Below are 12,940 nucleotides of genomic sequence, written 5' to 3'. Positions count from 1 at the left end.
GCGAGCATGGGGGCGCTGTCGCATCTGCGTGTGCTGGACCTGTCGCGCGTGCTGGCCGGGCCGTGGTCGGGCCAGATCCTGGCCGACCTGGGCGCCGAGGTCATCAAGGTCGAGCGGCCGGGTAGCGGCGACGATACCCGGGCCTGGGGGCCGCCCTTCCTGAAGGATGCCAATGGTCATGACACAAGTGAGGCGGCTTATTACCTGGCGGCCAATCGCAACAAGCAGTCGGTGACCATCGATTTCACGCAACCGGAAGGCCAGCGCCTGGTGCGGGAGTTGGCCGCGGCCTCGGACGTGGTCATCGAGAACTTCAAGGTGGGTGGGCTGGCGGCTTACGGCCTGGACTATGAAAGCCTCTCGGCGCTCAATCCGCGCCTGGTGTACTGCTCGATCACGGGCTTCGGTCAGACGGGACCCTATGCCGGACGTGCCGGTTATGACTTCATGGTGCAGGGGCTGGGTGGGCTCATGAGCCTGACCGGCAAACCAGAGCCTGAGGCCGGTGCCGGGCCGGTCAAGGTCGGGGTGGCGCTGACCGATATCCTCACAGGGCTCTATGCCAGCGTGGCGATCCTGGCCGCGCTCGCCCATCGTGACCGTGCGGGCGTCGGCCAGCGCATCGACATGGCGTTATTGGACGTCCAGGTCGCCTGCCTGGCCAATCAGGCGATGAACTACCTGACCACGGGGGTGGCGCCCAAGCGGCTGGGCAATGCCCATCCGAACATCGTGCCTTATCAGGATTTCCCTACCGCCGATGGCGACATCATTCTCACCGTGGGGAACGATGCCCAGTTCCAGCGTTTCGCCGAGGTGGCCGGGCAGCCGCAGTGGGCGCAGGATCCCCGGTTTGCCAGCAACCGTGCGCGGGTACTGCACCGGGCCGAGCTCATCCCTCTGATCCGGCAGGCCACCGTGTTCAAGACCACGGCGCAGTGGGTCGATGAGCTGGAGGCGGTCGGGGTGCCGTGTGGCCCGGTCAACGATGTTGCGCAGACCTTCCAGGATCCCCAGGTGATCGCCCGCGGTCTGGCCTTCGAGCTGCCCCATGTGCTGGCGGGCCGTGTGCCCCAGGTGGCCAGCCCATTGCGGCTGTCGGGTACACCTGTAGAGTATCGGCATGCGCCTCCTCTATTAGGTGAACACACGGTAGAGGTCCTGAAGAGCGTGCTGAGCCTGACTGACGCACAGATCACTGCGCTGCGCGAAACCCGGGTGATCTGAAGGTTTTCAGGGTGTGCGTAAGTATTTGAACTTTATTTGAAATAAAGGGTTGACGGGGTTTCAGATCCCCTTATAATGCGCACCACTTCCAACGCAGTCGGAACGATAAACGCCTTGTTAATCAACAGGTTGCGTGAATCGAAACGAAACTGGAAGGGCTTCGGTCCCGACCGGAAGCGGTGAAAAAGGCAGTTGACAGCAGGTTGTAACGCTGTATGATTCGCCTCCCGCTTCGAGAGATCGCAGCGAGTCAAGTGGTTGAAGTTGTTAGGGTTTCCCGAAAAGAACTTCAAAATAAACGCTTGACACACAACGAGGATAGCGTAGAATGCGCGCCTCGGTTGAGATGAAAGCTTCTCAGCCAAACGCTCTTTAACAAATTGAATCAAGCAATTCGTGTGGGTGCTTGTGAGTTTGGACTGATAGTCACATAGATTATCAGCATCACAAGTGACACATGAGTAATCATAGTAGTCATTTGAGATTGCTGAGCCAAGTTTAGGGTTTCTTAAAAACCCAAGCAGTATTGAACTGAAGAGTTTGATCATGGCTCAGATTGAACGCTGGCGGCAGGCCTAACACATGCAAGTCGAGCGGATGACGGGAGCTTGCTCCTGGATTCAGCGGCGGACGGGTGAGTAATGCCTAGGAATCTGCCTGGTAGTGGGGGACAACGTTTCGAAAGGAACGCTAATACCGCATACGTCCTACGGGAGAAAGCAGGGGACCTTCGGGCCTTGCGCTATCAGATGAGCCTAGGTCGGATTAGCTAGTTGGTGAGGTAATGGCTCACCAAGGCGACGATCCGTAACTGGTCTGAGAGGATGATCAGTCACACTGGAACTGAGACACGGTCCAGACTCCTACGGGAGGCAGCAGTGGGGAATATTGGACAATGGGCGAAAGCCTGATCCAGCCATGCCGCGTGTGTGAAGAAGGTCTTCGGATTGTAAAGCACTTTAAGTTGGGAGGAAGGGTTGTAGATTAATACTCTGCAATTTTGACGTTACCGACAGAATAAGCACCGGCTAACTCTGTGCCAGCAGCCGCGGTAATACAGAGGGTGCAAGCGTTAATCGGAATTACTGGGCGTAAAGCGCGCGTAGGTGGTTTGTTAAGTTGGATGTGAAAGCCCCGGGCTCAACCTGGGAACTGCATCCAAAACTGGCAGGCTAGAGTACGGTAGAGGGTGGTGGAATTTCCTGTGTAGCGGTGAAATGCGTAGATATAGGAAGGAACACCAGTGGCGAAGGCGACCACCTGGACTGATACTGACACTGAGGTGCGAAAGCGTGGGGAGCAAACAGGATTAGATACCCTGGTAGTCCACGCCGTAAACGATGTCAACTAGCCGTTGGAATCCTTGAGATTTTAGTGGCGCAGCTAACGCATTAAGTTGACCGCCTGGGAGTACGGCCGCAAGGTTAAAACTCAAATGAATTGACGGGGGCCCGCACAAGCGGTGGAGCATGTGGTTTAATTCGAAGCAACGCGAAGAACCTTACCAGGCCTTGACATGCAGAGAACTTTCCAGAGATGGATCGGTGCCTTCGGGAACTCTGACACAGGTGCTGCATGGCTGTCGTCAGCTCGTGTCGTGAGATGTTGGGTTAAGTCCCGTAACGAGCGCAACCCTTGTCCTTAGTTACCAGCACGTTATGGTGGGCACTCTAAGGAGACTGCCGGTGACAAACCGGAGGAAGGTGGGGATGACGTCAAGTCATCATGGCCCTTACGGCCTGGGCTACACACGTGCTACAATGGTCGGTACAGAGGGTTGCCAAGCCGCGAGGTGGAGCTAATCTCACAAAACCGATCGTAGTCCGGATCGCAGTCTGCAACTCGACTGCGTGAAGTCGGAATCGCTAGTAATCGCGAATCAGAATGTCGCGGTGAATACGTTCCCGGGCCTTGTACACACCGCCCGTCACACCATGGGAGTGGGTTGCACCAGAAGTAGCTAGTCTAACCTTCGGGAGGACGGTTACCACGGTGTGATTCATGACTGGGGTGAAGTCGTAACAAGGTAGCCGTAGGGGAACCTGCGGCTGGATCACCTCCTTAATCGACGACATCAGCCAGCTGATGAGCTCCCACACGAATTGCTTGATTCTTTGTACGAAGACGATGCTGTAACGCGACCCTGTTATAGGTCTGTAGCTCAGTTGGTTAGAGCGCACCCCTGATAAGGTGAGGTCGGCAGTTCAAATCTGCCCAGACCTACCATTTCATGGTGCGGCTTGATGCTACGACACACGGGGCCATAGCTCAGCTGGGAGAGCGCCTGCCTTGCACGCAGGAGGTCAGCGGTTCGATCCCGCTTGGCTCCACCACTTCCATCGTCGCCGCTGTTCAGAACTTAGAAATGAACATTTGCAGCCTGAGGCTGTGAAATGTTGATTTCTGACTTTTGTCAGATCGTTCTTTAAAAATTCGGATATGTGATAGAAATAGACTGATGGCCACTTTCACTGGTGGTGATCAGGCTAAGGTAAAATTTGTGAGTTCTGCGCGAGAGCGCAACATGCGAATTTTCGGCGAATGTCGTCTTCACAGTATAACCAGATTGCTTGGGGTTATATGGTCAAGTGAAGAAGCGCATACGGTGGATGCCTTGGCAGTCAGAGGCGATGAAAGACGTGGTAGCCTGCGATAAGCTTTGGGGAGTCGGCAAACAGACTGTGATCCAGAGATCTCTGAATGGGGGAACCACTCAGCATAAGCTGAGTATCCTGCACTGAATACATAGGTGCATGAGGCGAACCAGGGAACTGAAACATCTAAGTACCCTGAGGAATAGAAATCAACCGAGATTCCCTTAGTAGTGGCGAGCGAACGGGGACCAGCCCTTAAGTTGGTTGAAGATTAGTGGAACGCTCTGGAAAGTGCGGCCATAGTGGGTGATAGCCCCGTACACGAAAATCTTCTTTCAATGAAATCGAGTAGGACGGAGCACGAGAAACTTTGTCTGAATATGGGGGGACCATCCTCCAAGGCTAAATACTACTGACTGACCGATAGTGAACCAGTACGTGAGGGAAAGGCGAAAAGAACCCCGGAGAGGGGAGTGAAATAGAACCTGAAACCGTATGCGTACAAGCAGTGGGAGCCTACTTGTTAGGTGACTGCGTACCTTTTGTATAATGGGTCAGCGACTTATATTCAGTGGCGAGCTTAACCGAATAGGGGAGGCGTAGCGAAAGCGAGTCTTAATAGGGCGAACAGTCGCTGGGTATAGACCCGAAACCGGGCGATCTATCCATGGGCAGGTTGAAGGTTAGGTAACACTGACTGGAGGACCGAACCGACTACCGTTGAAAAGTTAGCGGATGACCTGTGGATCGGAGTGAAAGGCTAATCAAGCTCGGAGATAGCTGGTTCTCCTCGAAAGCTATTTAGGTAGCGCCTCATGTATCACTGCTGGGGGTAGAGCACTGTTTCGGCTAGGGGGTCATCCCGACTTACCAAACCGATGCAAACTCCGAATACCAGCAAGTGCCGAGCATGGGAGACACACGGCGGGTGCTAACGTCCGTCGTGAAAAGGGAAACAACCCAGACCGTCAGCTAAGGTCCCAAAGTCATGGTTAAGTGGGAAACGATGTGGGAAGGCTTAGACAGCTAGGAGGTTGGCTTAGAAGCAGCCACCCTTTAAAGAAAGCGTAATAGCTCACTAGTCGAGTCGGCCTGCGCGGAAGATGTAACGGGGCTCAAACCATGCACCGAAGCTACGGGTATCACCACTAGGTGATGCGGTAGAGGAGCGTTCTGTAAGCCTGTGAAGGTCAGTTGAGAAGCTGGCTGGAGGTATCAGAAGTGCGAATGCTGACATGAGTAACGACAATGGGAGTGAAAAACTCCCACGCCGAAAGACCAAGGTTTCCTGCGCAACGTTAATCGACGCAGGGTTAGTCGGTCCCTAAGGCGAGGCTGAAAAGCGTAGTCGATGGAAAACAGGTTAATATTCCTGTATTCCGGTTATTGCGATGGAGGGACGGAGAAGGCTAGGCCAGCTTGGCGTTGGTTGTCCAAGTTTAAGGTGGTAGGCTGAGATCTTAGGCAAATCCGGGATCTCAAGGCCGAGAGCTGATGACGAGTTGCCTTTAGGCGACGAAGTGGTTGATGCCATGCTTCCAAGAAAAGCTCCTAAGCTTCAGATAATCGGGAACCGTACCCCAAACCGACACAGGTGGTTAGGTAGAGAATACCAAGGCGCTTGAGAGAACTCGGGTGAAGGAACTAGGCAAAATGGCACCGTAACTTCGGGAGAAGGTGCCCGCGAGGTTAAGGACTTGCCTCCGTAAGCCCATGCCGGTCGAAGATACCAGGCCGCTGCGACTGTTTATTAAAACACAGCACTCTGCAAACACGAAAGTGGACGTATAGGTGTGACGCTGCCGGTGCCGGAAGGTTAATTGATGGGGTTAGCGGCAAGCGAAGCTCTTGATCGAAGCCCCGGTAAACGGCGGCCGTAACTATAACGGTCCTAAGGTAGCGAAATTCCTTGTCGGGTAAGTTCCGACCTGCACGAATGGCGTAACGATGGCGGCGCTGTCTCCACCCGAGACTCAGTGAAATTGAAATCGCTGTGAAGATGCAGTGTATCCGCGGCTAGACGGAAAGACCCGTGAACCTTTACTATAGCTTTGCACTGGACTTTGAATTTGCTTGTGTAGGATAGGTGGGAGGCTTTGAAGCGTGGACGCCAGTCTGCGTGGAGCCATCCTTGAAATACCACCCTGGCAACTTTGAGGTTCTAACTCAGGTCGTGCGTCCCCCGTGCCTGGACAGGTCCGGGCACGGGCGGCGCGACGGGCGCAGCGTTCGCCAGGGCTCACTCCACGGCCTTGACCATGTCCTCCAGGACCTTCTTGGCGTCGCCGAACACCATCATGGTCTTGTCCAGGTAGAACAGCTCGTTGTCCAGGCCGGCATAGCCGCTGGCCATCGAGCGCTTGTTGACGATGATGGTCTTGGCCTTGAACGCTTCCAGGATCGGCATGCCGGCGATCGGCGACTTGGATCGTTCTTCGCCGCCGGGTTGACCACGTCGTTCGCACCCAGCACCAGGACCACGTCGGCCTGGCCAAACTCGGCGTTGATGTCTTCCATCTCGAACACCTGGTCGTAAGGCACCTCGGCCTCGGCCAGCAGGACGTTCATGTGCCCAGGCATGCGACCGGCCACCGGGTGGATCGCGTACTTGACCGTGACCCCCTGGTGGGTCAGCTTTTCGGTCAGCTCTTTCAAGGCGTGCTGAGCGCGTGCCACGGCCAGCCCGTAACCCGGGACGATGATCACGCTGTCGGCATTGCTGAGCAGGAAGGTCGCATCGTCGGCCGAGCCGGAGCGGGTCGGACGCTGTTCCTGGGCGCAGCGGGACCCCCGCTTTCGACGTCCCCACCAAAGCCCCGAGGCTGACGTTGAGAACGAAAACGCGGTTCATGCCTTGCACATGATGTAGGACAGGATCGCGCCGCTGGAGCCCACCAGCGAACCGGCGATGATCCAGCATGGAGTTCGTTCAGCGAGAAGCCGATCCCGGCAGCGGCCCAGCCCGAGTAGCTGTTGAGCATCGACACCACGACCGGCATGTCGGCGCCGCCGATCGGGATGATGAATCAGCACGCCCATGACGAACGCCAGGACCAGCATCAGCCGTGAACGCGCTGTAGTGACCGGTGAAGGTGAACAGCAGGCCCAAGGCCAGGTGATCAAGCCAGGATCAGGTTGAGCTTGTGCTGGCCGACGAACTGTACCGGCGCACCCTGGAACAGGCGGAAGCGGTACTTGCCGACAGCTTGCCGAAGGCGATCACCGAGCCGGAGAAGGTGATGGCGCCAATGGCCGCGCCCAGGAACAGCTCGAGCCGGTTGCCGGTCGGGATCGGGTCTGCGATACCGGCGACGATGCCCAGCGACTTCGAGCACCGCGGCGATGGCGATGAACACCGCCGCCAGGCCGATCATGCTGTGCATGAAGGCGACCAGCTCGGGCATCTTGGTCATTTCCACGCGCTTGGCCATGATCGAGCCGGCCGTGCCGCCACCAGCAGGCCCAGCACCACGTAGCCGATGCCGACCGAACTCATCTGCGCACCGAGTTTGTAGACCAGCCCGACCGTGGTGAGGATGGCCAGGGCCATGCCGACCATGCCGAACAGGTTGCCGCGCCGCGAGGTGGTCGGGTGCGACAGGCCCTTTGAGTGCCTGGATGAAGCAGATCGAGGCGATCAGGTAGAGCAGCGTTACCAGGTTCATGCTCATGGTTGCTTGCGCTCCTCGGTCTTGGCTTTCTTCTTGAACATCTCCAGCATGCGACGCGTCACCAGGAAGCCGCCGAACACATTGACCGCGGCCAGGGCCACGGCCAGCGTGCCCATCACCTTGCCGCGGGGGCGTCACCGTGAGGGCGCGCCAGCATGGCGCCGACGATCACGATGGCCGAGATGGCGTTGGTCACGGCCATCAACGTGTGTGCAGGGCGGGCGTGACGTTCCAGACCACGTGGTAGCCCACGTAGATGGCGCAGCGAAGATGATCAGGTTGTACAACCCGTCTGAAATCAGCATGTCTTGCATGGTTCTGGCTCCTCAGGCAGCCGCACGGCTGACGGTGCCATCGCGGCACATCAGGCAGGCGCGACGATGTCGTCTTCAAGGTCGATCGAAAGCGTGGCGTCCGGGGTGCAGATCAGCTTGAGGAAATCCAGCAGATTGCGTGCGTACAAGGCCGAGGCATCGGCTGCAACCTGGGCCGGCAGGTTGGTCGGCCCGACGATGATCACGCCCTGCTCCACCACCACCTGGTCGGCCACCGTCAGCGGGCAGTTGCCCCCCTGGGCGGCGGCCAGGTCGACGATCACCGAGCCTGGCTTCATCTGTGCGACCGTCTCGGTGCTGATCAGCGTCGGCGCCTTGCGGCCTGGAATCAGCGCCGTGGTGATGACGATGTCGGCCTGCTTGGCGTTCGTGCACGGCCAGGGCCTGGCGCTGCATCCAGCTGGCGGCATGGGCCGGGCGTAACCCCCGACGCCCTCGGCGCAGGCGCGTTCCTCATCGGTCTCGTAGGGGACGTCGATGAATTTGGCGCCCAGCGATTCGATCTGTTCCTTGACCGCGGGGCGTACGTCCGAGGCTTCGATCACTGCGCCCAGCGCTTTGGCCGTAGCGATCGCCTGCAAGCCTGCACGCCGCCCCCAGGATCAGCACGCGTGCTGCCTTCACGGTGCCGCTGCCGTCATCAGCATGGGCATGAAGCGTGCGTAGTGGGAGGCTGCCAGCAGGACTGCCTTGTAGCCGGCGATGTTGGCCTGGGAAGACAGCACATCGAGGCTCTGCGCCCGGGACGTTCTGGGCGCGGCTTCCAGGGCGAAGGCGGTGATGCCGTGGGCGGCGAACTGGGCGATCCGCGCTGCGTCGAACGGGTTGAGCATGCCGACCAGCACCGCACCGGGCTGGATCTGCTTCAACTCCTGAGGATCCGGCGCGGCGACCTTGAGGACCAGTTCGGCACCCAGGGCGTCCGCAGCGCTGCCAACGTGGCCCCTGCAGCCTTCGTAGGCACTGTCTGGCACCGCTGGCCCGAAGGCCTGCCACCACGCTGGACAGTGATCCGATGGCCCTGAGCGACCAGCTTCTTGATGGTTTCCGGCGTGGCGGCAACCCGCGCTTCGCCTGCTTGCGTCTCCAACGGAACACCAATGTGCACGTCTTCTCTCCTGCGCTGAGCCTTTGTAGTTGTGTATCGCCAGTCACGACTGGGCCACCCGGAAAGGCCGGGCGTTACGCAGAGTAAAAGAAAAAATCGCAAGTACGAGCGCCGGTGCGCGATTGCAAACGTGAGCGTCGCAAATGATCGAAAGCGCCCGGGAAACGGGAACTTCATGAGGTTGTATGACGAGTGACAACGTACCTTCAGGCGTCTTCGGCTACTTCCGAAGAGTGTTTAAAATTGTTTACTAGGCTTCTCCCCCTGCCGCATAGCGCTGCGCCTGCTCGATCAGCCAGGCCTGGAACGCGCGCAGGGACGCCGACTCGGTCTTGCGCTCGGGCACGACCAGGTAATACGCCTTGGTGCTGGTCAGGGCATGCGGATTGGCGATCACCCAGTCTGCCCTCCTCGAGTTCGCGCTGGATCAGGAGGGTGGGATCAGCGCGATGCCCATGGCGTGCATGGCTGCTTGGCCAGCATCGAGAATAGCTCATAGCGTGGGCTGTCATGTCGAGGGCCACACTCACCTGCTGGCTGTCGAACCACTGTCGCCAGGCATAAGGGCGTGTGGTCTGCTGCAGAAGCGGCAGCTCGCCGATCTGACGGGCGCTCAGCGTGCGGTGACCTTCGAGCAGCGGAGGGGCAGCAGACCGGGACCGGGCCCTCTCCCATCAGCCGATCGACCTGGGTGCCGGGCACTCGCCCTCGCCAAAATAGATCGCGGCGTCGAACGTCGTGTCGGCGAACAGAAAGGCCGGGTGCGGTTCGTCAGGTTGACGGTCACCTCGGGAAACCGCTGCTGGAAGTCCTTCAGCCGTGGAAGCAGCCACTGCGTGCCGAAGGTGGGGACGACGGCCAGTTCGATGACGTTGGCGCCCTGCTGGCGCATCACCGACAAGGTATCCGCTCTACCGCATCCAGCTGGGTCGCGATCCGGCGGCTGTAGGACAGGCCTGCCTCGGTCAGTCGGACACCTCGCTGGGCTACGGTGGAACAGTTCGACATTAAGGAAGCTTTCCAGGCCGCCTATCTGACGGCAGACAGCGCCCTGGGTCAGGGCCAGTTCTTCGCCGCGCGGGTGAAGCTCTGGTGTCGGGCGGCCGCTTCGAAGCAGATCAAGGCCGTGGTGCTTGGAATCTTGCGTCGCATACGAAAATCTCACTTCGCAGGCTCGTAAGCCTCGTTCATCCCGTCTATATAGAGTGAGGTTATTGCCACAGCTGCGTGCGCAATCCTCGTTTGCTCTCAATGCGGGCCCTGCCTAGGCTGAACACAGATCCCCTTGAATGACCGCGAGGTAGGTGTTCATGACCACGAAGGCGCAGTTCCACTGGAGCGACCCGCTGTTGCTCGACCAGCAACTCACCGAAGAAGAGCGCATGGTGCGCGATAGCGCGGCGGCCTTCGCCCAGGACAAGCTGGCACCCCGCGTGCTGGAAGCCTTTCGGCACGAGCGCACCGACCCTGCGATCTTCCGTGAAATGGGCGAGGTCGGGCTGCTGGGGGCCACCATCCCCGAGCAATATGGCGGCAGCGGCCTGAACTATGTCTGCTATGGCTTGATCGCGCGTGAGGTGGAGCGGATCGATTCGGGCTATCGCTCGATGATGAGCGTGCAGTCATCGCTGGTCATGGTGCCGATCCATGCCTTCCGGCAGTGAATCGCAGAAGCAGCGTTATCTGCCGAAGCTGGCCAGTGGCGAGTGGATCGGCTGCTTCGGCCTGACCGAGCCCGACCATGGGTCCGATCCGGCCGGCATGCTGACCCGTGCCAGGCGTGTCGAGGGTGGGTTCCGGCTCTCCGGCAGCAAGATGTGGATCACCAACAGTCCGATTGCCGACGTGTTCGTGGTCTGGGCCAAGGACGACGACGGCGATATCCGCGGGTTCGTGCTCGAAAAAGGCTGGGAGGGACTCAGTGCGCCGGCCATTCACGGCAAGGTCGGACTGCGCGCCTCGATCACCGGCGAGATCGTCATGGACAACGTCTTCGTGCCCGAGGACAACATCTTCCCCGAGGTGCGTGGCTTGAAGGGGCCTTTCACTTGCCTGAACTCGGCGCGCTATGGGATCTCCTGGGGCGCGCTGGGTGCGGCCGAAGCGTGCTGGCACACGGCGCGCCAATACACCCTCGACCGCAAGCAGTTCGGTCGGCCCTTGGCCGCCAATCAGCTGATGCAGAAGAAGCTGGCGGACATGCAGACCGAAATCACCCTGGGCTGCAGGGCTGCCTACGCCTGGGGCGGATGAAGGATGAAGGCAGTGCGGCGGTGGAGATCACCTCCTTGCTCAAGCGCAACTCCTGCGGCAAGGCGCTGGAGATCGCGCGCCTGGCCCGGGACATGCTCGGCGGCAATGGCATCTCCGACGAATTCGGTGTGGCGCGCCATCTGGTCAACCTCGAGGTCGTCAATACCTATGAAGGTACCCATGACGTCCATGCGCTGATTCTGGGGCGGGCCCAGACCGGTATCCAGGCGTTCTATTAATAGATAGAGAGAAGGGGGGCGAGCATGGGGGCGCTGTCGCATCTGCGTGTGCTGGACCTGTCGCGCGTGCTGGCCGGGCCGTGGTCGGGCCAGATCCTGGCCGACCTGGGCGCCGAGGTCATCAAGGTCGAGCGGCCGGGTAGCGGCGACGATACCCGGGCCTGGGGCCGCCCTTCCTGAAGGATGCCAATGGTCATGACACAAGTGAGGCGGCTTATTACCTGGCGGCCAATCGCAACAAGCAGTCGGTGACCATCGATTTCACGCAACCGGAAGGCCAGCGCCTGGTGCGGGAGTTGGCCGCGGCCTCGGACGTGGTCATCGAGAACTTCAAGGTGGGTGGGCTGGCGGCTTACGGCCTGGACTATGAAAGCCTCTCGGCGCTCAATCCGCGCCTGGTGTACTGCTCGATCACGGGCTTCGGTCAGACGGGACCCTATGCCGGACGTGCCGGTTATGACTTCATGGTGCAGGGGCTGGGTGGGCTCATGAGCCTGACCGGCAAACCAGAGCCTGAGGCCGGTGCCGGGCCGGTCAAGGTCGGGGTGGCGCTGACCGATATCCTCACAGGGCTCTATGCCAGCGTGGCGATCCTGGCCGCGCTCGCCCATCGTGACCGTGCGGGCGTCGGCCAGCGCATCGACATGGCGTTATTGGACGTCCAGGTCGCCTGCCTGGCCAATCAGGCGATGAACTACCTGACCACGGGGGTGGCGCCCAAGCGGCTGGGCAATGCCCATCCGAACATCGTGCCTTATCAGGATTTCCCTACCGCCGATGGCGACATCATTCTCACCGTGGGGAACGATGCCCAGTTCCAGCGTTTCGCCGAGGTGGCCGGGCAGCCGCAGTGGGCGCAGGATCCCCGGTTTGCCAGCAACCGTGCGCGGGTACTGCACCGGGCCGAGCTCATCCCTCTGATCCGGCAGGCCACCGTGTTCAAGACCACGGCGCAGTGGGTCGATGAGCTGGAGGCGGTCGGGGTGCCGTGTGGCCCGGTCAACGATGTTGCGCAGACCTTCCAGGATCCCCAGGTGATCGCCCGCGGTCTGGCCTTCGAGCTGCCCCATGTGCTGGCGGGCCGTGTGCCCCAGGTGGCCAGCCCATTGCGGCTGTCGGGTACACCTGTAGAGTATCGGCATGCGCCTCCTCTATTAGGTGAACACACGGTAGAGGTCCTGAAGAGCGTGCTGAGCCTGACTGACGCACAGATCACTGCGCTGCGCGAAACCCGGGTGATCTGAAGGTTTTCAGGGTGTGCGTAAGTATTTGAACTTTATTTGAAATAAAGGGTTGACGGGGTTTCAGATCCCCTTATAATGCGCACCACTTCCAACGCAGTCGGAACGATAAACGCCTTGTTAATCAACAGGTTGCGTGAATCGAAACGAAACTGGAAGGGCTTCGGTCCCGACCGGAAGCGGTGAAAAAGGCAGTTGACAGCAGGTTGTAACGCTGTATGATTCGCCTCCCGCTTCGAGAGATCGCAGCGAGTCAAGTGGTTGAAGTTGTT

At 59.4% G+C, this 12,940-nt stretch carries 1 protein-coding gene, 2 tRNA genes, 1 rRNA gene, 6 pseudogenes and 1 other annotated feature; of the genes and pseudogenes, 6 read left to right on the top strand and 4 right to left on the bottom strand.

Annotation, left to right across the window (positions count from 1 at the left end; translation table 11 throughout):
* The first annotated feature begins 6 nt into the window (after positions 1-6).
* From APT63_19560 to APT63_19545, 4 genes are all read left to right on the top strand, one after another.
* Positions 7-1,227 carry a CoA-transferase gene (locus tag APT63_19560; GenBank protein AMA47645.1) on the top strand — a complete coding sequence of 407 codons (1,221 nt, stop codon included), beginning with the start codon at positions 7-9 and terminating at the stop codon, positions 1,225-1,227.
* 528 nt (positions 1,228-1,755) lie between these two features.
* Positions 1,756-3,301: ribosomal RNA gene (locus APT63_19555) — 16S ribosomal RNA — on the top strand.
* A 76-nt stretch (positions 3,302-3,377) separates the two neighbouring features.
* Positions 3,378-3,453: transfer RNA gene (locus APT63_19550), tRNA-Ile, on the top strand.
* A 31-nt stretch (positions 3,454-3,484) separates the two neighbouring features.
* Positions 3,485-3,560, top strand: a tRNA-Ala gene (locus tag APT63_19545).
* Between the two features lie 242 nt (positions 3,561-3,802).
* Positions 3,803-6,017: a sequence feature (possible 23S ribosomal RNA but does not have good blast hits on one or both of the ends), on the top strand.
* Positions 6,018-6,060: 43 nt separating this feature from the next.
* Here the strand turns inward: APT63_19545 and APT63_19540 are convergent.
* From APT63_19540 to APT63_19525, 4 pseudogenes are all read right to left on the bottom strand, one after another.
* Positions 6,061-7,492, bottom strand: a pseudogene (locus APT63_19540) (NAD synthetase).
* Positions 7,489-7,806 (bottom strand): annotated as a pseudogene (locus tag APT63_19535) (NAD(P)(+) transhydrogenase). Before APT63_19535 ends, APT63_19540 begins: the two co-directional pseudogenes overlap by 4 nt.
* Before the next feature lie 12 nt (positions 7,807-7,818).
* Positions 7,819-8,935: pseudogene (locus APT63_19530) on the bottom strand (NADP transhydrogenase subunit alpha).
* A 250-nt stretch (positions 8,936-9,185) separates the two neighbouring features.
* Positions 9,186-10,087: pseudogene (locus APT63_19525) on the bottom strand (LysR family transcriptional regulator).
* A 158-nt stretch (positions 10,088-10,245) separates the two neighbouring features.
* Here APT63_19525 and APT63_19520 point away from each other — a divergent pair.
* Positions 10,246-11,427 (top strand): annotated as a pseudogene (locus APT63_19520) (acyl-CoA dehydrogenase).
* Between the two features lie 24 nt (positions 11,428-11,451).
* Positions 11,452-12,671 (top strand): annotated as a pseudogene (locus tag APT63_19515) (CoA-transferase).
* Positions 12,672-12,940 lie beyond the last annotated feature (269 nt).

Source organism: Pseudomonas monteilii (assembly GCA_001534745.1).
GTDB classification, from domain to species: Bacteria; Pseudomonadota; Gammaproteobacteria; order Pseudomonadales; family Pseudomonadaceae; genus Aquipseudomonas; species Aquipseudomonas alabamensis.
The sequence above is the reverse complement of the archived record's forward strand: the minus strand, read 5'-3'. Positions and strand labels throughout refer to the sequence as shown.

Coding starts and splice junctions, on each gene's coding strand:
- APT63_19560 (AMA47645.1), top strand. CDS start 7: ATGGGGGCGCTGTCGCATCTGCGTGTGCTGGACCTGTCGCGCGTGCTG.